Source organism: Pseudomonas sp. Sample_10 (assembly GCF_004321495.1).
Lineage (GTDB): Bacteria > Pseudomonadota > Gammaproteobacteria > Pseudomonadales > Pseudomonadaceae > Aquipseudomonas.
This window is the reverse complement of sequence record NZ_RCOE01000107.1, coordinates 33,221-55,643: the sequence shown is the minus strand read 5'-3', so window position 1 is coordinate 55,643 and position 22,423 is coordinate 33,221. Positions and strand designations below refer to the sequence as shown.

The window sequence follows — 22,423 nt, the reverse complement described above, 5'->3', positions numbered from 1 at the left end:
TTGCGAGCGAATCGCGGTATACAGCGCAGGTTCGAGCCGTTAACGTAAAGCAAAGCCGTTTATAGAGGAAGGACTCGTGGAACACTCGCTCTTAGTTTGGTTGTTGCCGACTCTTGCCCTGGTTGTGGGTGTCGCCATTGGTTTCCTGATCGCTCGCCTGGCGCCGAATGCCGCGCCCAGCAGCACACAACGTCAGCTGGACGATATTCAGGAACGTTTCGACAGTTATCAGAACGAGGTGGTGACCCACTTCAACAGCACTGCGACACTGGTCAAGAAACTGACTCAGAGCTATCAGGAAGTGCAGGATCATCTCGCCGAGGGTGCCAACCGTCTGGCCCTGGATGAACAAACCCGCCAACGCTTGCTGGCTTCGCTGCACGCCGACGCGGCGCAGACTCCGCGCGAGCGCCTGACGCCGCCGCGCAATCAGGAACCGCCACGCGACTACGCACCCAAAGCCCCGAACGCCCCGGGCATGCTCGATGAGCATTACGGCCTGAAGAAGTAATCAGGTTTCACTCGACAAAAAGCCCCCGGACAAGTGGTTGTCCGAGGGCTTTTTTATTTCTGATCCAGCATCTCGGCTGGATGTCCCGCCCTCATCGCGGACTTGCCCGCGATGAGGCCAGTACAGACCACACAACAGGATCAGATAATCAGCCCAACACCTCCCCCGCCACCTGATCGATCGCATCCTTGGTGATACCCACGATCAAGTCCGCCTCGGCCTCGGTCAGGACCAACGGCGGTGCAAAGCCCAGGATGTCGCCATGGGGCATCGCCCGGGCAATCATCCCGCGCTCCAGGCATGCCGCCGAGACTTTCGGACCGACCTTCAAGGCGGCGTCGAATGGCGTGCGCTGTTCACGATCCGCCATGAACTCGACCGCCGCGAGCATGCCGTCACCGCGCACTTCGCCCACCAGCGGATGGCCTTCGAGGGTTTCGCGCAGCCGCCGATTGAGATAACCGCCCACCTTATCGGCGTTGGCCGTGAGGTTTTCCCGCTCTAGGATATCGAGGTTGGCCAGCGCCGCGGCCGCACAAATGGGGTGCCCGGAATAGGTCCAGCCATGGCCCATGGCGCCTTGGGATTCGGAGGCTTTTTCGATCACGTCCCAAACCTTTTCGCCGACGATCACCGCCGACAATGGCGCATAAGCGCTGGTCAGGCCTTTGGCGGTAGTGATCAGGTCCGGGCGCATGCCGTAACGCTGGCTACCCATTTTCGACCCCAGCCGACCGAAGGCGCAGACCACTTCGTCGGCGATCAACAGCACATCGTATTTGTTCAGCACTGCCTGGATCGCTGCCCAATACCCGGCGGGTGGAACAATGATCCCGCCGGTCCCCATCAGCGGCTCGCCAATGAAGGCCGCCACGGTGTCCGGACCTTCGGCGAGGATCATTTTTTCCAGCTCGTCGGCGCAATAGCGCACGAAGGCCGTTTCATCCATGCCGGTCGGCGCCTTGCGATACCAGTGCGGGCACACGGTGTGCTTGATGTCTTCGGCCGGCAGATCGAAATGCTGATGAAAACTCGGCAGGCCGGTCAGGCTGCCGGTCATGATGCCCGAACCGTGGTAGCCGCGATCGCGGGAGATGATTTTCTTCTTCTGCGGGCGACCCAGCACGTTGTTGTAGTAACGCACCAGTTTGATCTGGGTTTCGTTGGCGTCAGACCCGGAAAGGCCGTAATAGACCTTCTTCATGCCTTCAGGCGCCCAGTCGATGATACGGCTCGAAAGCTCGATGATCGCTTCGGTCGAATGCCCCATGTAGGTGTGGTAATAGGCCAGTTCCCTGGCTTGCTTGTAGATCGCATCAGCAACTTCGGTGCGCCCGTAGCCGATGTTCACGCAATACAGGCCGGCGAAGGCGTCGATCAGCTCGCGGCCTTCGTGGTCGCGGATGCGGATACCCGACGCGCCTTTGATGATGCGCCCCTTTAGCGCGCCGCTGGCATGATCATGGGCGTGAGTCGAAGGGTGCATGAAGTGCGCACGGTCTTGCTCGAACAGCGAGTCAAATTCTTGGTTCATGGTGAATCTCCTCAGAACTGGCCTTGATGGTGCAGGCAGAAGTATTTGGTTTCGACAAAGGCTTCGAAGCCCTCGGTGCCGCCTTCCCGGCCCAGCCCCGAGGCTTTCATGCCACCGAACGGGATCGGATGGCCGGTAAACTTGACGCCATTGACCGCGACCATGGCGTGGTCGAGGCGGCGGATCAGCGGGTAAATCAGGTCCAGACGATTGGAACAAATGTAGGCGGCCAGACCGTATTCGGTGTCGTTGGCCATCTCGACCGCCTGATCGAGGGTGTCGAACGGCATCACCCCGGCAATCGGCGCGAAGTTTTCTTCGCGGTAGATGCGCATCTGTGGCGTGACATCGGCCAGCACCGTTGGCTGATAGAACAAACCGCCCAGTGCATGGGCCTCACCGCCCACCAGTCGTTGCGCGCCGTGTTGCAAGGCATCGGCGACCCGTTCGGTGGTGACATCGAAAGCGGCCTGATGCATCAATGGGCCGACATCGACCTGCTGCTCACGGTCGCCGAGCATCGCCGGGCCAACCCGCAACTCACGTACCGCCGCGGTAAACCCCTTGAGAAATTGCGCATAAACAGAGCGATCGACCATGATGCGGTTGGCCGCGCAGCAATCCTGGCCGGAGGTCTGGAATTTGGCGGCCACCGCGACTTTCACCGCCAGCTCAAGGTCGGCGTCGGCGCAGACAATGAACGGCGCGTTGCCGCCCAGCTCCAGTGCCACCTTTTTTACGTCCTGGGCTGCGGCTTGCAGCACCAACTTACCGACGCGGGTCGAGCCGGTGAAACTCACCGAACGCACGCGACTGTCCTGCACCAGGGTCTGCATGGCCATCTGCGGTTCGCCCAACACCACATTGAATACGCCGGCAGGGAAACCTGCTTCCTCGGCCAGTTGCGCCAGGGCAAACGCCGAGTACGGCGTTTCATGGGCCGGCTTGATGACCACGGTGCAACCGGCGGCCAGCGCGGCAGCGGCTTTGCGAGTGATCATTGCCGAAGGGAAATTCCATGGCGTCAGCAATGCACAGACGCCGACCGGCTCCTTGACCGTGCCCAGGTGTGCCCCTGGAATGTGGCTGGGAATGTTTTGCCCATACAGGCGCCGCGCCTCTTCGGCAAACCAGGGAATGAAACTGGCGGCATAAGCGATTTCGCCACGGGACTCGGCCAGGGACTTGCCTTGCTCCAGACTGAGAATCCGCGCCAGGTCTTCCTGATGCTCAAGAATCAATGCCGCCCAGCGCCGCAGAATCGCCCCGCGCGCCTCCAGGCTTTGTTCGCGCCAATCGGCGAACGCACGGTGCGCAGCATCGACGGCGGCGGTGATTTGGGACTGGTCGAGCATCGGTACATGGCCGATCAGTTTTTGATCCGCCGGGTTGTGCACCGCGATACTGTGACCGCTGTCGCTGTGCACCCAATGGCCATCGACGTAGCAAAGGGCCTTGAACAACAGTGGATGTTTGTAAGTCATGGCGTTCACTCCAAATCCGTGTGCGTGGAACCATGCTAGGGCAGCCAAGCCTTGGGAATTTGGCGTTTGAACGGGGTTTGGCAGGTGGTTTTTTCTGATTGAGCGGGGCTGAACAGCGTTTTTTGCGGTGTGAACACGACACCTGAATCCACACAAATCGACTGTAGGAGCGAGCCTGCTCGCGATAGCGGTGTGTCAGTTGACATCACGGTTTCTGACTGGCCGCCATCACGATCAGGCTCGGCTCCCACAGGTTTATTGGGTGTTCAGGATTCTTGCGACAATTCGGCCGGCAAGGCGCCGCCGGTCTTGATGGTTTTGGTGACGATGTAGGTGAAGTAGCGTTCGATTCCCAGATCATCGAGCAGCAACTGGTCGATGAAACGTTGGTAATGGTCAATGTCCGGTGCCTGGATCATTGCCATGTAATCGACACCGCCACCGGTGGCATAACAGAACGCGACTTCGGGTGCGTCGCTCATGCGTTGCTCGAAACGCCGCATGTCCTGCGCGGTGTGCCGGGCCAGGGTGATTTCCACCAGCACCTGCTGACTTTTGAACACCGCGCCCCAGTCGATGTGTGCCCGGTAGCCCTTGATCAGGCCGAGGGCTTCGAGTTTGCGCACCCGCTCCCAGGCCGGGGTCACCGAGAGATTGATCGCCTCGGCCAGGCTCGACTTGGTGATACGCCCGTCGTCAGCGAGGATTCGCAGGATTTTCAGGTCATAGCGATCGAGCTTGTGCATGGGCATATCCCTCAGGTTAATAAAAAACCTGTGGGAGCTGGCTTGCCAGCGATGGCGGTAGCACATCCAGCATTGATGTGACTGACATACCGCTATCGCTGGCAAACCAGCTCCCACAGGGATGGTTGTCAGGTCACGATATCGGCGATCACTGCGATGGTATCGCCGCACCCCACCAGCCCCGGAAAGTGCCGCGCCGCCAGCAGACCGTTGCGCGCCGCGCGATATTCCACCGGGGCCACGCCGCTGCGGGTGGCGTCGTAGACGCGGGCGATCACTTCGCCCTTGCTTACGTGATCGCCCAGGTCACGGCACATTTCCAGCAGGCCGTCGTGCTCGCTGGCGATGAAGCAATCGCCATCGGGCATGTCGAGCATGATCGATGTCGAAGCCTGCACTTGGCCCTCAACAATCCCCGCATGCACCAGCAGATTGCGTACGCCGCGCTCGGCGATCGCCACACTGCGCGCCGTAGACGAACCGCCGCCGCCCAGCTCCGTGGTGACGAAAATCTTGCCCTGGGACTCGGCAGCGGTGTCGTACATCGCCCCGGCATCGAGTTCGAGCATGCGCATGCTGTACGGCGCATTGAACGCACGCATGCCGGCCTCGCATTGCGCCTGCTGCCGTTTGTCCGGCAACACATGACAGGCGGCGAACGGCAGGAAATCCAGGGTGCGACCGCCGGAGTGAATGTCCAGCACGATGTCGGCCAGGGGCAGCAACGTGCGGGTGAAATAGTCGGCGATCTTCTCGGTCACCGTCCCGTCCGGCTTGCCGGGAAAACTGCGATTGAGGTTGCCCTTGTCGATCGGCGACGTACGCCGCCCGGCGTGGAACGCCGGGGTATTCATGAACGGGACGATGATCACCCGTCCGCTGACGTCGGCGGCCGTCAGGCTTTGCGCCAGTTTGCTCAAAGCCACCGGGCCTTCGTACTCATCACCGTGGTTACCGCCGGTAAGCAGCGCGGTCGGTCCCTGGCCGCGCTGGATCACCGTAAGCGGAATCATCACCGCGCCCCAGGCAGAATCGTCCCGGGAATAGGGCAGCTTGAGAAAACCGTGCTGCACGCCTTCGCGGCTGAAATCCACCGTGGCACTGATCGGGTTGTCAGGCAGTTCACTCATGGCTCAATCCTTCACGAACAATTGGCGAGGCACATTGCACAGCGTCTCGACGCCGGTTTCGGTGATCAGAATGCTCTCGGTGATTTCCAACCCCCAGTCATCCATCCACAGGCCCGGCATGAAGTGGAAGGTCATGCCCGGTTGCAACACGCTGGTGTCGCCGGGACGCAGGCTCATGGTGCGCTCGCCCCAATCCGGTGGATAACTGATACCGATCGGGTAGCCGCAACGGCTGTCCTTGTGGATGCCGAACTTCTCCAGCACCTTGAAAAACGCCACGGCAATGTCGCCGGTGGTATTGCCCGGTTTGGCCGCTTCCAGCCCGGCTGCGATGCCTTCAACCACGGCTTTCTCGCCGTCGAGGAAATGTTGCGGCGGTTTGCCCAGATAGATCGTGCGCGACAACGGGCAGTGATAACGCTTGTAGCAGCCGGCGATTTCAAAAAAGGTGCCGGCGCCCTTTTCGAACGGTGAATCGTCCCAGGTCAGGTGCGGCGCACTGGCATCGGCGCCGGTCGGCAACAACGGCACGATGGCCGGATAATCGCCGCCATGACCGTCAGCCCCGAGGATGCCGCTGCTGTAGATCTCGGCCACCAGTTCGTTTTTGCGCATGCCCGGTTCGATGCGCTCCAGGATCCGCCCGTGCATTTCCTCGACAATGCGCGCGGCGATGCGCATGTAGGCGATTTCCTGCGGCGACTTGACCGCCCGCTGCCAGTTCACCAGCCCGACCGCGTCGATCAATCTGGCCTTCGGCAGATTTTTCTGCAACGACAGATAAGCGGCAGCGCTGAAGTAATAATTGTCCATTTCCACGCCGATGGTCAGTGCATCCCAACCTCGAGCGCTGATCACTTCGCACGACAGGTAGTCCATGGGATGACGTTCCCGCGACTGCACGTAAATGTCCGGGTAGCCAACGATGTTCTCTTGCTGCATGAAGACGGTGCGCTTGGCGCCGTTGGCGTCTTGGCCGCGACCGAACCACAGCGGTTCGCCATCGAGCGCCAGCAGCACGCATTGATGAACGTAAAACGACCAACCGTCATAGCCGGTCAGCCAGGCCATGTTCGACGGATCGGTGACCAGCAACAACTCGATGCCCTGCGCCTGCATGGCCACTCGCACCTTGGCCAGACGCTGGGCGTATTCCTCCCGTTGAAACGGGAGATTGACGACTATCTGAGACATGCACATGCCCTCTGATAAATGACGCACGGATGAAAAAAGCGCTTTAACTGCCGAACTGAAAACCTTTGCCGGCCGCACGCGCACGTTCGAAGGCCAGGTTGGCCATGGCCGTGTCCTGGGCGCCGGTGCCCGTGAGGTCGCACAGGGTGATTTGCGTTGAATCGGTACGACCGGGCCGTTGGCCGGCCAACACCTGCCCCAGTTCTGCGAAGTTCGATTCGTCGCTGACCACACCCGCCGCGAGGGCGTGATGCAGCTCGCCGAGGATGCGCGTCTGGCTCAATCGATCCGCCACGTAGCGGTCGACCTGTGCCAGCGCACGGGGAGAAATTTCGTTCTTGTGTTCGGCATCCGAGCCCATGGCCGTGATGTGCAGACCGGGATGCAAATGGCGCAAATCGATCAACGGCTCACGGCTTGGTGTGCAGGTGATCGCGATGTCGACCTCGGACATCGCCTCGTCGATGCTGGCGCACGGCTTGACCGCCAGACCGCTGTCCCGGGCCAGTTCGACGCTGAAGGCCTGGGCCTTGGCGGCGTCCCGCGCCCAGACCCGCACGCTGTCGATCGGCCGCACCAGACGCAGCGCTTGCAACTGCAACGCGGCCTGCTCTCCGGCACCGATCAGCGCCACGCTACGGCTGTCTTGCCGCGACAGCGCCCGCGCCGCCACGGCTCCGGCCGCCGCTGTGCGCACGGCGGTCAGGTAACCGTTATCGAGCAGCAAGGCATCCAGCAAGCCGGTGCGCGCAGACAACAACATCATCATGCCGTTGAGGCTGGGCAAGCCCAGTTTCGGGTTGTCGAAAAAACCCGGGCTGACCTTGATCGCAAAGCGTTCAAGCCCCGGCAGGTAAGCGGTTTTCACATCCACTTCGCCGTTATGTTCGGGAATGTCCAGGCGCAGGATCGGCGGCATCGCCACGGCAGCGGTGGCCAGCAGTACGAAGGCCTGCTCAATGGCTTCGATGCTTGGCAGGTCCAGCGACACGCAGGCGCGCAGGTCCGCTTCGTTCAGCAAGGTGATTTCACTCATCAACGCGGCACTCCATCGAGTCGTTATTGTTGGCATTCATGCATCGGCGCCGGCGAGCACACGCAGGTGTTGCTCGACATCGACGTTACGTCCGCTGATTACCACCACGATTGGCCCGAGCGGCTCGATCAAACCCTCGAGCAACGCGGCAATCCCCACCGCCGCCGCGCCCTCCACCACCAGACGTTCTTCGCGATAGGCATGGCGGATGGCATTGGCGATGGCGGCTTCGCTGAGCAGATGCAAGTGATCGCAGGTGTCGCGGGTCATGGCGAAGGTGTAACGGTTGTCCAGGCCGATGCCGCCGCCGAGCGAGTCAGCCAGGGTCGGCAACTCTTCGACTTCCAGCGGATGCCCGGCCGCGAGGCTGGCGTGCATGGCCGCACCGCGTTGCATGCTGACACCGTGAGTGACGATCTGCGGGTTGGCCCTTTTCAGCGCCAGCGCGACGCCGGCGAACAGGCCGCCACCGGACAATGGAACCAGTACTTGGGCGACGTCTGGCTGCTGTTCGAGGATCTCCAGGCCCAGCGTGCCCTGCCCGGCAATGATCGCCGGGTGATCGAACGGTGGCAGCAGTGTTGCGCCATGTTCGTGGGCAATCCGCTCGGCTTCGCGCTGAGCATCATCCTGGGACTGACCGACGATACGCACATCAGCGCCGAGATCGCGGATGGCCTGGACTTTGTTTCCCGGCACCAGGTGCGACAGGCAAATCGTCGCCTTCACGTTTTGCCGCGATGCGGCGTAAGCGAGCGCCCGCCCATGATTGCCGGTGGACGCGGCGACGACGCCACGCGCCTTTTGCTCGGCAGTGAGTTGTGCCACGGCATTGCTCGCGCCGCGCAACTTGAAGCTGCCGGTGATTTGCAGGGATTCGAGCTTGAGGTACACCGGCACGCCCGACTGTCGCGACAGGCTGGGGGAATGTTCCATCGGCGTGCGCCGTACCAGCGCTTCGATCCGCTGGCGGGCGAGGTAGATATCGTTGAGCTGTAACGCTGACATGACCGCATCCCGATGAGGTATTGGGCGCAGTCTAAGAGGGCTGGATTGTCGCGCTGAATGTACTAGGGCAATTTAGTCGACAAAATTTTTGACGTCTTTTGCGGCTCAAAAATCGTGGATTTGCGGGTACTGACCAAAGATTTCGCGCATGCCCATCAGCGCATCGCGCATTTCCTCGTCACTGCATTCAGCGCCGACGCATACCCGTACGGCCCGTGGCCGGGGCGTACCGCGCACGGTAAACGGGTCGGGCGACGTGACTGCAATATGCTTGTGGCGCAACGCACGCACCAGGCTGTCGAGTTCCCAGTGCGGCGGGATGCCGATCCAGGCGTTCAAGGCATAGGGATGCTGGCCGAGCAGGTACTCGCCGAGGTATTCGCTGACCATCGCCTGCCGCCCGCTCAACAGCTTGCGCTGCACGCCCACCAGCGTCTCGGCGCGGCCATCGCGAATCCAGCGCGTGGCGATTTCCGAAACCATGGGCGTCGCCATCCAGCTGTTGACCCGCAAAATGCTTTCGGTGCGCAGCGCCAGACGCTTGGGCATCACCAGATAACCAATGCGCAAACCGGTGAGCACCGATTTGGTCATGCTGGTGCAATAGAACGATAGCTCCGGCAGGTAATGGCTGATCGGCGGCGCACGGCGCTCGTCCAGAAGCGGGCCGTAGACATCATCTTCGATGATGTGCACACCAAAACGCCGGGCAATCTCGGCAATTTCACGCCGCCGGTTGTCAGGCATCAGACTGGTGGTCGGGTTGTTCAGGTTCGGCGTACAGACCAGCGCGGTGATCCGTTCATTGCTGCACATGTCCTCGAAATGTTCCGGGTCAATGCCGTAGCGATCCATTTCCAGGCCCTTGAGGGTAAACCCCAGCACCTGGGAATTGCCGATCACGCCGTGGTCAGTGACACCTTCGCAAAGCACCACATCATCAGGCCCGGCGAGCGAAGCCAGGGCGAGGAAAATTCCGTGGGCCGCGCCGTTGGTGATCAGGATGTCATCGCGCTCGACGCGCAGGCCTTGGCGGGCGATCCAGTGCATCGCCGCTTCCCGGTGCGACTCGAACCCGGCAATCGGACGGAATGCGTGAATCCACGGCTGATCGTCTTCGGTACTGAGTTCGCGGCAGGTTTCGCGCCAGAACTGGTCATGTTCACGGGTGTGCATGATCCGCGTAATGGAAAAATCCACCAGCGCGCGTTCGGGACTGTCGAGAATATAGGTGGCGACCCGGTCGCTCATGCGCCGCGAGACGAAGCTGCCACGCCCCACTTCGCAACGCACCAGCCCCTGGCGCTCCAACTCCTTATAGGCGTTGGTGACCGTTTGCACGCTGATACCCACCGCATCGGCAACCTGTCGTTGCGGCGGCAGGCGCTGATCGTTGACCAGCACGCCCTGCTCGATGTCGTCGGCAATCGCCTGCACCAGGATCTTGTATTTCGATTCGCCGCTGCGGGCGATTTGCAGTGCTGCCTTCCACTTGTCCATCGGCGCCGAACCCACGTGTTTGCCAGTGCCGACAGCATCCCGCGAGAAACCATGCAAAGCAATTGTCCTAGTGCAATGCAATGTGGCTCAGGGCTTTTGTATGCTCGGTCCAAGGTCGATGCACAGGCGGCCGAACCCGCCGCCAACAACAACCAATCGATCTGTACCGGAACTGTGGCCCAAAGCTTCGGCTCAACAGGAAAACGGCTCTCGTACGCTTTGCTCTTGTCACACTGCCTCCTACCACAGAGCCGTCTTCGACGGGTCCACAAGAAACAGGAGATTTTATCGATGAGCAATTCCATTCCCCGCAGTTCCCATGTCTTGCGTCACCTGTTCGTGGCTTGTGCGATGTTCGGTCTGGCCGCCAGCGCCCATGCCGCCACGACGCTGGAAACCATCACGAAAAACAGCAGCATTCGCATCGGCTACGCCAACGAAACGCCATTCGCCTTCACCGAAACCGATGGCCGGGTCACCGGTGAATCGCCGGAGATCGCCAAAGTCATCTTCGCCAAAATGGGCATCAAGCAAGTCGATGGCGTGCTGACCGAATGGGGCTCGCTGATTCCGGGCCTGCGCGCCGGGCGCTTCGACGTGATTGCCGCCGGCATGTACATCACGCCCGAACGCTGCAAGCAAGTCATCTTCACCGATCCGCAGTACCAGTTGCCCGATGCCCTCCTGACCGCCAAAGGCAACCCGAAAAACCTCCACAGCTATGAAGACATCGCCAAGAACCCGGATGTGAAACTGGCGATCATGGCCGGCACGGTCAATCTGAAATACGCACGGGACTCCGGGGTGAAGGACGCACAAATTCTCCAGGTGCCCGACACCACCGCCCAGTTGCAAGCCGTGCGCGCCGGTCGCGCCGATGCCGCCGTAGGCACCCAATTGACCATGAAAGGCTTGGCCGCCAAGGGCGGTGAAAAGGTCGAAGCGGTTACCGAGTTCAAGGATGACCCGTCGCATACCGGTTACGGCGCCCTCGCCTTCCGTCCGGAAGACAAGGACCTGCGGGATGCGGTCAATGCCGAACTGAAAAAGTGGCTGGGCTCTGAAGAGCACCTCAAGACGGTCGCCCCGTTCGGCTTCGACAAATCCAACGTGACCAGCAAAACGGCTGCCGAGCTCTGCGCTCAATAGTCGAGACAGGCATGGCGCTGTGGCGCGATGCCTATCCCTGCTGACTCCGGATGTTGAACCACGCAGGTGTGAACAATGGGTGAATTACTTCCGCTATTGATACAAGGCGCCTGGGTCACGCTCCAGGTGACCTTCTTCGGCTCGATCCTGGCAATTGTCGCGGCCATTCTGGCGGCGCTGGGGCGCATGTCGCCGTGGCGGCCGTTGAGCTGGTTCTCGGTCGCCTACATCGAAGTGTTTCGCGGTACGTCGTTGCTGGTGCAATTGTTCTGGCTGTTTTTCGTGTTGCCGCTGCCACCGTTCAATCTGGAACTGAGCCCCTACAGCGTGGCCATCGTCGGCCTGGGCCTGCACATCGGCGCCTATGGCGCCGAGGTGATGCGCGGTGCGATCAGCTCCGTGGCGAAAGGTCAGTACGAAGCGGCGACCGCGCTGAACTTCAGCGCTTACAAACGCTTTCGCCGAATCATTCTGCCTCAGGCTTTGCTCGCCGCGATTCCACCAGGCACCAACCTGCTGATCGAATTGCTGAAGAACACTTCGCTGGTGTCGCTGATCACCTTGTCCGACCTGAGTTTCCGCGCTCGACAATTGGATCAGGCTACCTTCCAGACCCTGGAAATCTTCAGCCTGGCGCTGGTGATGTATTTCATCCTGGCACAAGCGATCAACCTCGGCATGCGCAGTATCGAGCGGCGTCTGGCGCGTGGCCGGATGCGTGGAGGTTTGTCATGACCCTGTTCGACTGGACATACGCCTGGCAGATCCTTCCCGATTTGCTGCGCGCTTCGCTCAACACCGTGGGCATTACCCTGGTCGGTTTCCTGATCGCCATTGTGCTTGGGCTGTTCCTCGCCATCGGCCGGCGCAGCCGCTTGTACTGGTTGTCGTGGCCGATCGCCGGGGTCATCGAGTTCATCCGCAGCACGCCGCTGCTGATCCAGGTGTATTTCCTTTACTACGTACTGCCCAACTACGGCGTCAGCCTGTCGGCCATGCAAGTGGGGATCATCGGCATCGGCGTGCATTACGCCTGCTACATCGCCGAGGTTTATCGCGGCGGGCTCGATGCGGTGCCTCGTGCGCAATGGGAAGCGGTGACCGCGCTGAACATCGCGCCGTACAGCGCCTACCGCAACATCATCCTGCCCCAGGCCCTGCGGCCGATCCTGCCGCCGCTGGGCAATTACCTGGTGGCAATGCTCAAGGACACGCCCGTGCTGTCGGCCATCACCGTGGTGGAAATCATGCAGCAGGCCAAGAACATCGGTTCCGAAAACTTCCGCTACCTGGAACCGATCACCATGGTCGGTCTGTTCTTCCTCGCCCTGAGCATCGCCTTGGCTTATCTGGTACGGCGCCTCGAACTGCGCCTGGAGCTACGTTAATGACTTCTCCACTCTCGACCTCCAACGACCTTTCCCGGCGCGGCAACCTGACGCCGCTGCATCCGCAAGAGGCCACGGCCATGCATCAAACGAAAGCGGTCAAGCCGATAGTCAGCTTTCAGGATGTCACCAAAAGCTACGGCAGTTTCACCGTGCTCGATCATTTGAACCTGGACGTCACGCCCGGGGAAAAAGTCGCAATCATCGGCCCCAGCGGCTCAGGGAAATCCACGCTGTTGCGGGTCCTGATGACCCTCGAAGGCATCGATGACGGAGTGATCCGCGTTGAAGACGATCTGCTGACGCACATGCCCAATCGCAATGGCGTGCTGGTGCCGGCCAACGACCGACACATCCGCCGTGTACGCGGCAAGATCGGCATGGTGTTCCAGAGTTTCAACCTGTTCCCGCACATGACCGCATTGCAAAATGTCATCGAAGCGCCGGTGCAGGTTCTGGGCATGAAACCCGCCGAAGCACGGGAACGCGCGGCGGATCTGCTGGAGTTGGTGGGTCTGGGCAGCAAGCTGGGGCATTACCCTTCGCAGCTGTCCGGTGGGCAGCAGCAACGGGTAGCGATCGCCCGCGCCTTGGCCATGCGCCCCAAAGTCATGCTGTTTGACGAAGTGACCTCGGCGCTCGATCCGGAACTGTGCGGCGAAGTACTCAATGTGATCCGCAAGCTCGGCGCCGAACATAACCTGACCATGTTGATGGTCACGCACCAGATGGGCTTTGCCCGGGAGTTCGCCGATCGTGTGTGCTTCTTCTACAAGGGCCAGATCCACGAACAGGGCACCCCGGCGCAGATCTTCGAACATCCACAGCAGGAGCGTACCTGTGCGTTTCTCAGTGCGGTAAAAGAAGCCAACTGAAACGCCGCACATAAAAAAATGGGAGCGAGCCTGCTCGCGTTGGGGCAGTCAGATTCAACATTGATGTTGACTGACCGACCGCCATCGCGAGCAGGTTCGCTCCCACAGGTTTTATGTCGCGGGTGTTACGGGTACTGCTGAACGGTGCCCGGCTGTTGCTGAGCACCATACTGCTGACCCGGAATCGCCTTGAGGTTGACCTCGACACGACGGTTCTGCGCGCGGCCATTGACGTCAGCGTTGCTGGCAACCGGGTTATCCGGGCCGGCACCACGGGCGCTCAGGTTGGCACCGCTGACACCTTGCGAAGTCAGGTAGGTCGCCACACTCTGCGCACGACGCTGGGACAGGTCCATGTTGTGCTGGCGGCTGCCGGTGCTGTCGGTGTAACCGACGATTTCGATCTGGTTCTGGTTGAACTCTTTCAGCGAGCCGGCCAGGTTGTTCAACGGCTGGTAGAAACTCGAAGCGATGTTCGCCGAGTCGGTGGCGAAAGTGATATTGCCTGGCATGATCAGTTTGATCTGATCGCCCTGACGCTGCACTTCGACACCGGTGTTGGCCATGCTGGCCCGCAGTTTTTTCTCTTGCTGGTCGGCGTAGTAACCGTAACCGGCGGCGGAAGCACCCACCACGGCGGCGCCAATCAACGCGCCCTTGCCACGGTTGTTGTGGTCAATGGCGGCACCGGCCAACGCGCCGGCCAGTGCCCCGAGGCCACCGTACTTCGCGGTTTTGCTCATGCCGGTGGAGCCGCTATCGGCCTGTCCCTGGTTGTCGTAAGGGTTGGGCGATGCGCAACCGGACAACAGCGCCACGGCAGTAGCGACAATAATCAAACGACGGGTGGTGAACATGAAGAGCTCCTACTTTTTGCATTCTGTGGTGCATCAGACCAAGGCATCGGCCTTTGCGGGCGTTGGATCATTTCGATGCCTGAAAATTCCACCTGTTACAAATCAGGCTCGAACGAACGGGTTCTCACGCATTTCATCGCCAAGTCGGGTATCGGGACCATGCCCGGCCACCACAACGGCTTCTTCATCGAGGGTGTACAAACGCTGTTTGATCGAGCGCACGATAGTCGCCTGATCGCCACCCCATAAATCCGTACGCCCCACTCCACGCTTGAACAAGGTGTCGCCGGCAATCAGCAGCTTGGCATCGGCAAACCAGAAACTCATCGAACCCGGCGTGTGACCCGGCGTATGCAGCGCTACGCCACACCCACACGCCAATTCTTCATCGTCAGCCAGCCAGCGATCCGGCGATGGCACCGGCGTGTAGGGCACCCCGAACATCTGGCATTGCATCTCCAGATTGTCCCAGAGGAATTGGTCTTCCTTGTGCAAGTGCAAGGTGGCGCCGGTTTTTTCCTTCAACTGACCGGAGGCCAGGAAATGATCAAGGTGTGCGTGGGTGTGAATGATACTGACCACCTTCAGGCCCAACGCGTCCAGACGGGCGAGGATCAGCTCATGATTGCCACCCGGATCGACAACGATGGCCTTTTTCGTCACTGGATCGCCGATGATCGTGCAGTTGCACTGCAAAGGGCCGACGGGGAAGGTTTCGCGGATCATCAAGGGCTTTGCGGCTTCCATGGGTGTTCCTGTAAAGTTAATGGCACATTTTTGGCACAGTGCGAAAAAAGCGATGGCGACGTTTAGGAAGAAAGGCCACCACCAATGGCACGCCCAGATCAGACGTAAAGGGTGGCCCCAACAGACACGCACATTCAATACCCAGCTTGAAGCAAAAACCTGGGCGACTATGATTGAGCGTGAAATGGATGCGGGTGTATTCGTCAGCCGCAGCGAAGCAGAAGCTACCTCCTTCGCCAGTGCCTTGGAGTTGTATGCCAAGGAAATTACCAGCAAAAAGCGCAGCAGCGCTTCCGAGCTATCACGTATCCAAGCCATGCAGCGCCACCCTCTCGCACTTCGCTCGCTCGCCAGTATTCGCGGCTCCGACATGGCGAGTTACCGTGACACGCGACTCGACGAAGGCAAGGCACCTTCTACCGTTTGCCGGGAATTAGCGCTGATCTCGCACGTTTTCACTATTGCCCGCAAAGAGTGGCGCATGGAGTCTCTGAGCAACCCAGTTGAACTGATCCGACAGCCGAGCGTTGATGACGCACGAGAACGGCGAATTCTCAATGCAGATGTGTGGATGATTAACGGCGAGGCCCTGCAATGTGAGCACCTAGACGAGCTGGAGATGATCAGCCGCCACTCTCGGTCGACTGAGCTACCGATGATAGTAGCCTTCGCTGTTGAAACAGCGATGCGCCGTAGCGAAATTACCAACCTTCTGCGCAGTAACGTCAACCTAGAAAAGCGAGTAGCCATTCTACCAATGACCAAGAATGGTTCCTCCAGAGGAGTCCCCCTTTCCAGTAAAGCCGTTGAAATCCTGAGAGCGCTGCCGGAACGCGACGATGGTCGCTGGTTCAAAAGTCGCCCAGATACCATCACTAAGGCATTTGCTGCGGCAGTAGAGCTTGCTCGCAAAGCCTATGATCAGGGGATGGCACGACATTCAGAACAGAAGAAAAATGGTCGCGATACAACTAATAACCATGTCCACGACGAGCATTTTTTAAAAACGTTACGCTTCCACGATCTGCGCCATGAGGCGACATCACGCTTGGCAGAGATCTTCCCCCTACACGAATTGACCAAGATTACCGGCCATCAGGACACTAGAATGCTGATGCGCTACTACCATCCTCGCACTGAGGACCTGGCCAAAAAACTATCCTAAGTCTTTAGAGAAAATTGATGAGCACAACAATTATCCACGTGACGGACCCACACTTTGGAAATGAAAGTCCAACCTACAATCGTGAGAAAATAAAGACTGCATTTATTGACAAAATAAACAACGAGCCAGGCGACAAAGTCCTTATCATCAGCGGCGACATCACTTATAAGGGTAGGCCTCAGGGATACGACGAAGCCTCTGAGTTTTTTTCCAGCGTGATTATCGAGTGCGGAATTTCAAGATCAAACGTTATTGCCTGCCCTGGAAATCATGATATTTTGCCCGACATCACCTTTAATAAATTCGACAAGTTTATTTACTCATTGCGCCGAGATGATATTTTTTCCGCTTCACAAAAAAATGAATCAACGATAGAAATCGGCGACACGATTTTCGTTACCTCAAACTCCTCATACCACCTAGATCACAAGTACGGACTAATACCAGACTCGACCATTGAAAAACTATTTGCACAAAGAGAAAGGATATTGCAATTCGATCATAAAATATTCATAACCCACCACCACCTAATAAACCAACGGGATGGCGATTTATCAACCATAAGAAACACCCACAAACTATTACACACTTTGGACCAGCTGCAATTTGACTACGTACTTCATGGGCATCAACACTCAAGCTCGGACCTATCCTTTGGAGAGCGCGGAACAAAAATACTTTCTGGACGCTCTTTAAATTTTCACGACAAAGGATACCATAATGGATTTAGTACAATCGCAAAAGAAACTGGTACAATCAAACGTTTTATAGCCACACCAGACGAAGATCCAACTAAGCTAATTTTTCGGGAGCTGTGATGAATAGCAAATTTATTGTATTTGAGGGAATTGATGGATCCGGCACATCCACACAATCCGAACTGCTAAAAAAAGCACTCACTGCCAAAAACATCCTCTGCCACCTAACCTGCGAACCGTCAGATGGCCCCATCGGGAATATGATCCGGCAAATATTCAAAGGCAGGATTAGCATAGCTAAAGGTTCTAATCCAAACATTGACAGCGGGAACCTGTTTGACGAACAAATGGCATATCTTTTCGCTGCCGACCGTCATGATCATCTTTACAACAACATTGATGGCGTACTCAAGCTGAAGGCCGAAGGAGCGATCGTTATCAGCACAAGATATTACTTTTCATCTTTTGCTTATCACTGCTCAAACCCAGAAGACTTCAATCTGGTGAAAACATTGAACGCACGATTTCCAGAACCGGATCTCGTAATTTATCTAGATAACCCTGCAAAAAAATCTATAGAACGAATAAACGAAAGAGCTTTCAGAGATGAATATGAAAACACTGAAAAGCTCCTGACAGCCAAAAACAACTATGAAAAAATCTTCCAAGAATACAAGGGAAAAATACTTAAAATCGACGCCACTGAATCTATCGAAACAATACACAAAAAAATCATGCTAGAAGTTGAGACCTTAATTGAAAATTGAATATATTGAAGTATCCTCACTTGAGGATATTATTAATCATGCATCTGATGAAATACCAGATGGCAACTCCACCATCAACTACATACTCCCTTTTTCCATTCCAATAAAAATCATAAAAGAAAACCCCCTTCGAGACGTATCTGACGAGGCCTTATTGTGGGCAAAAGAAGTACGCCCCGAAGAACTTCATATAAATCACGGTGAATTTATTGGCGACGGACTAGATCATATCATATCCGAGTTAACTCATAAAAGAACCAGCAACCGCGCTATATTTTCTCTTATCAACCAAAGTAACATTTCCAATTCAGGCGACACCCCAATACCCTCTTTCATGCTACTACAATGCAACATTCACGAAAATAACCTTTATTGCACTGCATATTTTCGAGCACTGGAAGTAACCACCTTCTTACGCATAAACCTAGAAGAAATTAGAATAAAAGTAGCTAAGATTTATGACTCACTTCAGAACTTCGATAGCGTAAAGCTCGCTATCGTTGCTTTTCGGGCCTACTCAAATAAAAATATAAATACACTAAAAATTCCACAAATCGACCGCCTCTCCGAAGCAAAAATCCTAACAACCCTAACCAAAAACCCTAAAGAAATTTCCGAACTATTAAAACAGAAGTGCAAAGACTCAACCGTAGTCTTAACCGGTTCATTGGAGAAAATTATTTCATCCTTAAGTGAACTTGAAGATACGGACGTCAAATTCAATCGAGTGCGCACGCTACACCTCACAAAAGAGGCACTCACAATCGCTAACGACCTAAAAGAAAAGCGCGCAGTAAATTCACATCACGAAGCCGTTGATAAATTAAACAAAGACCTCGAAGAAAAAACCCTTGCCATCTCAAAGGAAATCCACAATGCGTAAAACACTAGATGAAATAAAGTTAGCGCAAAAAGAATTTGATCAAAGTCATAAATCTGGAACCAAAAGCCTCTACACCGAAATAAATGAAACCAACATTAACGAACTTGAACATCTAGCGGTATGCCTATCAGGGGAATTCGGTGAATTTTGTAATATTCTAAAAAAGGTAACGCGAGGCGATTTCACCCTCCAAAATGCGAAAGCCGAGCTTAGCGAGGAGCTGGCCGATACATTTATTTATCTACTTAAAATTTCAAACCAATTAGACATTGATATCGAAGCTGAAACCTTCAAGAAAATAGAAAAAAACAAACAAAGATTTAAGCAGGTATAAGCATGCACAGCTTTGTAGGAAACGACCTTAACGATATATATTTAGACACATTAATTACATGCCGGGCGCTATGCACACAACCTGGCACCTCCAGAGTAGGTACTGTCTACGATTTCGGCCCGGCCTACTTTGAATTCAGAAACCCTATTGACCAACTGCTAACGCTAAGAAATCGAGGATTCAATCCATACTTCGCGATCGTAGAAGCTGCGTGGATTTTATGCGGAAAAAATTCGCTTACACCATTAAAAACAATGGTAGCAAATTTTTCTAAATACTCCGATGACGGTAAAACCCTAAATGGAGCATACGGCTTCAGAATGAGAAAATATTTTGGACAAGATCAACTTTCCCAATCAATAGATCTTTTGAAAGCGGACGCTTCGAGCCGCAGAGCGGTATTAACACTGCACTCCCCCGACGACTTAAGTCGAACATCTTTAGATATACCGTGCAACACTACAATATACTTAAAAATAAGAAACGACAAACTTGACATAACGATCTTAAATAGATCAAATGATTTATTCTTGGGTGTACCGTACAATGTGTTTGTATTCAACTGCATACAAAAATACGCAGCAACCGCGCTTGGGGTAGACACTGGTGTACAGCGCCATTTCACTGACTCACTGCACCTATATCAGTCAAACATTGAAAAAGTTGACAATATAATCCAAACCAACGATCGGGACGAAATTCTCAGCTGGAAAGATTACCCATCTCCGCAACACCTTTATACAAGCCTGTTATCTGAAAATGAATCCATATGTGAATCAAACTTAAATCAAATACAGTGCCCTTATACAAAAGAAATATTTACACAATACTTTCAATATAAAGCGGACAGAGACAGCGTTGATTTAACCCAAACATTGCCGTATGATAAGCTAGGATTAAGCGCAAAACTGTGGTCCGAGTCACTCAATCAAAAGGCAGTATCATCATGCTAAACATACCCAACATTCTAGTATCAACCCCTGAAGACTTTATTGAGTGGTCATCCGAGTTAGCCGATGAACACCTTAACTCGGCCCCACAACTTAGAACACTAATTTCTAACTCCAGCATAAACAACAAAGAATATTTTTCGATTAAAGACGACAAAACCTTAATTCAATATACTCTTCTTTGCGTAGCATACGGTCAAATTGAGCCCGGCACTTACCAAGACCAACATTACAAAAGCACGATCACTACAAAACTGTCAACCATTCTTAAGAAGCTTAACTTGGACAACCAGAATATCACCTTTATTACATCTATTGAAGATCAAATAACCTCAACACTAGACAAAGCCATCGGCATATAAATTAACATGCTATTTATTACCGGCCAGCTACGAGTCGGATAACTTACACACTCTCAGCACCTGAAGAATGCGCGATGGACATGACGAAAAAAAAATACGCCACTCCCCTGGTTGCCCCCCATCAAATAGCAGGGCTCGGAACATAGCCGCAACTTCTGCCGGCCGTTGACGGTAATGTCTACCCATAACTTCGTCGTGAGATTTGTCGCGCATAAGCCTCCAACAACTCATTCAATTCCGCATACCGCTAAAAGCTCTGAGACTCGTACAAAACCGCCCCATTATGCTTGGCCTGCTTAGATTTCGACAGCCAACTTACGAGTTAGCACAATGTTACGGACTTACCCCCCGCTCAATACGTGGATTCAGGAACAAACAAGGTAGCTGCGCACCCAGGTACGGCACCAAAGTAGATACTATAATACCTTGAACCCTAGAGTTAACAACGCTCGTAAACGATCTTGCTCATAATCGACCGAATCTCTCATTGTAGTTCACGAAACTCCACCATTATGGCGTCAACGTCCACCGCACGTGCTCCCGGCCCGTGTTTCTCGGCCAACCACAACTTTAAGCCTGCGACCCGCCCAAGGTCGCCATTGACCTTGGCCAAATCGGCGACGGCAGCCAAGTCTACGACAGACCAAATTGGGTAGTTCAATCCAACGGCTCGCAAGTATACAGACCGGGACAAGCCGGACGGCTCAGCACGTGCGGTGATCCGCGCTTTTTCCTCGTGGTTCACCCAAACCTCAATCAGCTTACAGTGTCGCCGGGCTTTCGAATTTTTTAGCTCTGTGCCGATCATGGCAACGCTCCTTTCTATATGGCATTTGCTTCTGTAGCGGCAGCGGCGGTGGGCCTCGCAGAGCACGATTCCGTCGAGCCGAAGGCGAGTAAGGCAAGGTGTTGGGAGGGGAAGAGCGAAGCCCGTACCCGTACAACACACATCTTGCCGTCAGATAATTTGCTAATCTACGCGATTTAATGCGATCCAGTAAAATTCCGGGCAACCATCTCGTTGAATATCTTCGCGTCGCATTAAATCGCATTAAATCGCGCTAAATCGCATATACGAAAAAAAGTTTTAACTAATTTCTTCCAAATTTTCTTTCCTGCTGCTAGACATAGAAAAAAACCGTCAACCAGGAGATAACATGGACACTTTAAACAACCCTTCCTCTAAGGCTAAGCGCGGCCAAGGGAAGGTTGACTTCCTTACACTGCAAGATACTTTCCAAAAACAACTCAATGCAGGTCACACACTGGTTAACATATACGCTAACAATGCATCAAAACTAAGTATCGGATACACCCAATTTACAAAATATGTCTCCCGATACTGCATGGCGCCTAAATACAAACAAGTCACCGCGAGCCAACACCAAGTTTTCACTACGTCACCTAAGCATTCTTAATAGACACCAAAAGGGAAAGGCGTGTAATCGACGGTATAACAAAAAAATCTCAAGCTTCAGCCGCAACGAATTGCACACAAGTCACCGACTTTTACACATCGCCCACTTTTGGTGCCCTTACCTCGCTTGTTGCTACGCTTCATTGCCCGAGACAAAAAATATTATGAGACAGACGTAAGTAGGCATCCGACCCAAATATTGAACCTTCTTTCTCAGATCTTTAAGAACGCTGAAGATATTTATTGGAACAGCCCAGAGGATCTCTGGTCCGCGTTATGGGGTGAAGCTCACCAGACCTCAAACATAGTAAAATCCATCTCAAAAACTTTGGAACAGTCGACAACCGAGGAGGCATTGAATAAAGTCTTTATGGATTATCTGGTTGATGGCTCTTTTTCTCTTACATCGACTATCGCTGCATATAGATACCTAGCCACAACAGACCCATACGGGAGATTTGGCGATGGTCATGGTTTCGGTCGCGCATTCTCGATATACCAACAACTCACGAAAATACTCAAATTTGATGAGATAAAAAATAACCTCTCAGGATTGGGAGTTTACGAAGGAGTTCAGTTAGAAATCAGCAAGATTGAAAAGGAGCGCGTCAGCAATAGACCACATTGGGTTAGTCCCATCGAGTGCGGGCAGGTCTAGCACTTTGGCAGTCGTGCTCCGGCACGGATC

The 22,423-nt window shown here is 55.2% G+C and carries 23 protein-coding genes; 12 read left to right on the top strand and 11 right to left on the bottom strand.

The window, feature by feature from the left end:
* The first annotated feature begins 76 nt into the window (after nucleotides 1–76).
* Nucleotides 77–511 carry a DUF1043 family protein gene (locus D8U18_RS09660; protein ID WP_056853223.1) on the top strand — a complete coding sequence of 145 codons (435 nt, stop codon included), beginning with the start codon at nucleotides 77–79 and terminating at the stop codon, nucleotides 509–511.
* A 148-nt stretch (nucleotides 512–659) separates the two neighbouring features.
* Here the strand turns inward: D8U18_RS09660 and D8U18_RS09655 are convergent, their stop codons facing one another.
* From D8U18_RS09655 to D8U18_RS09620, 8 genes are all read right to left on the bottom strand, one after another.
* On the bottom strand, nucleotides 660–2,045 hold the full coding sequence (locus tag D8U18_RS09655) for an aspartate aminotransferase family protein (protein WP_131107513.1): 1,386 nt from the start codon (nucleotides 2,043–2,045) through the stop codon (nucleotides 660–662).
* An 11-nt stretch (nucleotides 2,046–2,056) separates the two neighbouring features.
* A complete protein-coding gene (locus tag D8U18_RS09650; RefSeq protein ID WP_131107512.1) occupies nucleotides 2,057–3,529 on the bottom strand; it encodes an NAD-dependent succinate-semialdehyde dehydrogenase in 1,473 nt (490 codons plus the stop codon).
* Nucleotides 3,530–3,795: 266 nt separating this feature from the next.
* On the bottom strand, nucleotides 3,796–4,275 hold the full coding sequence (locus D8U18_RS09645; protein ID WP_130903588.1) for an Lrp/AsnC family transcriptional regulator: 480 nt from the start codon (nucleotides 4,273–4,275) through the stop codon (nucleotides 3,796–3,798).
* Nucleotides 4,276–4,403: 128 nt separating this feature from the next.
* On the bottom strand, nucleotides 4,404–5,405 hold the full coding sequence (doeB, locus tag D8U18_RS09640) for a N(2)-acetyl-L-2,4-diaminobutanoate deacetylase DoeB (RefSeq protein WP_056853227.1): 1,002 nt from the start codon (nucleotides 5,403–5,405) through the stop codon (nucleotides 4,404–4,406).
* 3 nt (nucleotides 5,406–5,408) lie between these two features.
* Complete coding sequence (doeA, locus tag D8U18_RS09635; protein ID WP_131107511.1) at nucleotides 5,409–6,599, bottom strand: ectoine hydrolase DoeA; 1,191 nt, start codon at nucleotides 6,597–6,599, stop codon at nucleotides 5,409–5,411.
* A 43-nt stretch (nucleotides 6,600–6,642) separates the two neighbouring features.
* Complete coding sequence (gene eutC, locus D8U18_RS09630; protein ID WP_130907948.1) at nucleotides 6,643–7,635, bottom strand: ectoine utilization protein EutC; 993 nt, start codon at nucleotides 7,633–7,635, stop codon at nucleotides 6,643–6,645.
* Between the two features lie 36 nt (nucleotides 7,636–7,671).
* Nucleotides 7,672–8,643 carry a hydroxyectoine utilization dehydratase EutB gene (eutB, locus tag D8U18_RS09625; RefSeq protein ID WP_130932045.1) on the bottom strand — a complete coding sequence of 324 codons (972 nt, stop codon included), beginning with the start codon at nucleotides 8,641–8,643 and terminating at the stop codon, nucleotides 7,672–7,674.
* Between the two features lie 105 nt (nucleotides 8,644–8,748).
* Complete coding sequence (locus D8U18_RS09620; protein ID WP_056853300.1) at nucleotides 8,749–10,143, bottom strand: PLP-dependent aminotransferase family protein; 1,395 nt, start codon at nucleotides 10,141–10,143, stop codon at nucleotides 8,749–8,751.
* 291 nt (nucleotides 10,144–10,434) lie between these two features.
* Here D8U18_RS09620 and ehuB point away from each other — a divergent pair, with 291 nt between their 5' ends.
* The 4 genes from ehuB to ehuA all read left to right on the top strand — a co-directional run bounded on the left by ehuB (nucleotide 10,435) and on the right by ehuA (nucleotide 13,555).
* Complete coding sequence (gene ehuB, locus D8U18_RS09615) at nucleotides 10,435–11,292, top strand: ectoine/hydroxyectoine ABC transporter substrate-binding protein EhuB (protein ID WP_056853231.1); 858 nt, start codon at nucleotides 10,435–10,437, stop codon at nucleotides 11,290–11,292.
* Between the two features lie 75 nt (nucleotides 11,293–11,367).
* On the top strand, nucleotides 11,368–12,027 hold the full coding sequence (ehuC, locus tag D8U18_RS09610) for an ectoine/hydroxyectoine ABC transporter permease subunit EhuC (protein WP_056853232.1): 660 nt from the start codon (nucleotides 11,368–11,370) through the stop codon (nucleotides 12,025–12,027).
* The gene (ehuD, locus tag D8U18_RS09605; protein WP_056853233.1) at nucleotides 12,024–12,680 is read left to right on the top strand and encodes an ectoine/hydroxyectoine ABC transporter permease subunit EhuD; all 657 of its coding nucleotides are present in this window, start codon (nucleotides 12,024–12,026) and stop codon (nucleotides 12,678–12,680) included. The genes ehuC and ehuD overlap by 4 nt, the downstream gene beginning before the upstream one ends.
* A gap of 80 nt (nucleotides 12,681–12,760) precedes the next feature.
* Nucleotides 12,761–13,555: an ectoine/hydroxyectoine ABC transporter ATP-binding protein EhuA gene (ehuA, locus tag D8U18_RS09600; RefSeq protein ID WP_056853301.1), complete on the top strand. Its 795-nt coding sequence runs from the start codon at nucleotides 12,761–12,763 to the stop codon at nucleotides 13,553–13,555.
* A 125-nt stretch (nucleotides 13,556–13,680) separates the two neighbouring features.
* Here ehuA and D8U18_RS09590 read toward each other — a convergent pair whose 3' ends face one another.
* Nucleotides 13,681–14,412 carry an OmpA family protein gene (locus tag D8U18_RS09590; protein WP_056853234.1) on the bottom strand — a complete coding sequence of 244 codons (732 nt, stop codon included), beginning with the start codon at nucleotides 14,410–14,412 and terminating at the stop codon, nucleotides 13,681–13,683.
* 102 nt (nucleotides 14,413–14,514) lie between these two features.
* Nucleotides 14,515–15,159, bottom strand: coding sequence for an MBL fold metallo-hydrolase (locus tag D8U18_RS09585; protein ID WP_131107510.1), 645 nt, complete (start codon nucleotides 15,157–15,159; stop codon nucleotides 14,515–14,517).
* Here D8U18_RS09585 and D8U18_RS09580 point away from each other — a divergent pair.
* The 6 genes from D8U18_RS09580 to D8U18_RS09555 are packed head-to-tail and all read left to right on the top strand — an operon-like array spanning nucleotide 15,158 to nucleotide 19,959.
* Entirely contained in the window at nucleotides 15,158–16,324 is a 1,167-nt protein-coding gene (locus tag D8U18_RS09580; protein ID WP_241664313.1) for a site-specific integrase, read from the top strand. The two genes, D8U18_RS09585 and D8U18_RS09580, sit on opposite strands and share 2 nt — an antisense overlap.
* A 17-nt stretch (nucleotides 16,325–16,341) precedes the next feature.
* Complete coding sequence (locus D8U18_RS09575) at nucleotides 16,342–17,142, top strand: metallophosphoesterase (protein ID WP_131107509.1); 801 nt, start codon at nucleotides 16,342–16,344, stop codon at nucleotides 17,140–17,142.
* Complete coding sequence (gene tmk, locus D8U18_RS09570; protein ID WP_131107508.1) at nucleotides 17,142–17,789, top strand: dTMP kinase; 648 nt, start codon at nucleotides 17,142–17,144, stop codon at nucleotides 17,787–17,789. Before D8U18_RS09575 ends, tmk begins: the two co-directional genes overlap by 1 nt.
* On the top strand, nucleotides 17,779–18,672 hold the full coding sequence (locus D8U18_RS09565) for a hypothetical protein (protein WP_131107507.1): 894 nt from the start codon (nucleotides 17,779–17,781) through the stop codon (nucleotides 18,670–18,672). The genes tmk and D8U18_RS09565 overlap by 11 nt, the downstream gene beginning before the upstream one ends.
* Nucleotides 18,665–19,006 (top strand): MazG nucleotide pyrophosphohydrolase domain-containing protein, encoded by a 342-nt coding sequence (locus tag D8U18_RS09560; protein ID WP_131107506.1) that lies wholly within the window; start codon nucleotides 18,665–18,667, stop codon nucleotides 19,004–19,006. Before D8U18_RS09565 ends, D8U18_RS09560 begins: the two co-directional genes overlap by 8 nt.
* Nucleotides 19,007–19,008: 2 nt before the next feature.
* Nucleotides 19,009–19,959, top strand: coding sequence for a thymidylate synthase (locus D8U18_RS09555; protein WP_131107505.1), 951 nt, complete (start codon nucleotides 19,009–19,011; stop codon nucleotides 19,957–19,959).
* 843 nt (nucleotides 19,960–20,802) lie between these two features.
* On the opposite strand, the gene D8U18_RS09545 is transcribed toward D8U18_RS09555, so the two are convergent.
* Nucleotides 20,803–21,126, bottom strand: a complete 324-nt coding sequence (locus tag D8U18_RS09545) for a CopG family transcriptional regulator (protein ID WP_131107503.1) — start codon at nucleotides 21,124–21,126, stop codon at nucleotides 20,803–20,805.
* 808 nt (nucleotides 21,127–21,934) lie between these two features.
* Here D8U18_RS09545 and D8U18_RS09540 point away from each other — a divergent pair.
* On the top strand, nucleotides 21,935–22,393 hold the full coding sequence (locus tag D8U18_RS09540) for a hypothetical protein (RefSeq protein ID WP_131107502.1): 459 nt from the start codon (nucleotides 21,935–21,937) through the stop codon (nucleotides 22,391–22,393).
* Nucleotides 22,394–22,423 lie beyond the last annotated feature (30 nt).

Bases quoted from the DNA above. Each gene is read 5' to 3' on its own strand.
- D8U18_RS09620 (WP_056853300.1), bottom strand. From the start codon at position 10,143: ATGGACAAGTGGAAGGCAGCACTGCAAATCGCCCGCAGCGGCGAATCG.
- D8U18_RS09655 (WP_131107513.1), bottom strand. From the start codon at position 2,045: ATGAACCAAGAATTTGACTCGCTGTTCGAGCAAGACCGTGCGCACTTC.
- D8U18_RS09560 (WP_131107506.1), top strand. From the start codon at position 18,665: ATGCGTAAAACACTAGATGAAATAAAGTTAGCGCAAAAAGAATTTGAT.
- D8U18_RS09555 (WP_131107505.1), top strand. From the start codon at position 19,009: ATGCACAGCTTTGTAGGAAACGACCTTAACGATATATATTTAGACACA.
- eutB (WP_130932045.1), bottom strand. From the start codon at position 8,643: ATGTCAGCGTTACAGCTCAACGATATCTACCTCGCCCGCCAGCGGATC.
- tmk (WP_131107508.1), top strand. From the start codon at position 17,142: ATGAATAGCAAATTTATTGTATTTGAGGGAATTGATGGATCCGGCACA.
- doeB (WP_056853227.1), bottom strand. From the start codon at position 5,405: ATGAGTGAACTGCCTGACAACCCGATCAGTGCCACGGTGGATTTCAGC.
- D8U18_RS09650 (WP_131107512.1), bottom strand. From the start codon at position 3,529: ATGACTTACAAACATCCACTGTTGTTCAAGGCCCTTTGCTACGTCGAT.
- ehuA (WP_056853301.1), top strand. From the start codon at position 12,761: ATGCATCAAACGAAAGCGGTCAAGCCGATAGTCAGCTTTCAGGATGTC.
- D8U18_RS09645 (WP_130903588.1), bottom strand. From the start codon at position 4,275: ATGCACAAGCTCGATCGCTATGACCTGAAAATCCTGCGAATCCTCGCT.
- D8U18_RS09575 (WP_131107509.1), top strand. From the start codon at position 16,342: ATGAGCACAACAATTATCCACGTGACGGACCCACACTTTGGAAATGAA.
- eutC (WP_130907948.1), bottom strand. From the start codon at position 7,635: ATGAGTGAAATCACCTTGCTGAACGAAGCGGACCTGCGCGCCTGCGTG.
- ehuC (WP_056853232.1), top strand. From the start codon at position 11,368: ATGGGTGAATTACTTCCGCTATTGATACAAGGCGCCTGGGTCACGCTC.
- ehuD (WP_056853233.1), top strand. From the start codon at position 12,024: ATGACCCTGTTCGACTGGACATACGCCTGGCAGATCCTTCCCGATTTG.
- D8U18_RS09585 (WP_131107510.1), bottom strand. From the start codon at position 15,159: ATGGAAGCCGCAAAGCCCTTGATGATCCGCGAAACCTTCCCCGTCGGC.
- D8U18_RS09590 (WP_056853234.1), bottom strand. From the start codon at position 14,412: ATGTTCACCACCCGTCGTTTGATTATTGTCGCTACTGCCGTGGCGCTG.
- doeA (WP_131107511.1), bottom strand. From the start codon at position 6,599: ATGTCTCAGATAGTCGTCAATCTCCCGTTTCAACGGGAGGAATACGCC.
- D8U18_RS09545 (WP_131107503.1), bottom strand. From the start codon at position 21,126: ATGATCGGCACAGAGCTAAAAAATTCGAAAGCCCGGCGACACTGTAAG.
- D8U18_RS09580 (WP_241664313.1), top strand. From the start codon at position 15,158: ATGGGTGTTCCTGTAAAGTTAATGGCACATTTTTGGCACAGTGCGAAA.
- ehuB (WP_056853231.1), top strand. From the start codon at position 10,435: ATGAGCAATTCCATTCCCCGCAGTTCCCATGTCTTGCGTCACCTGTTC.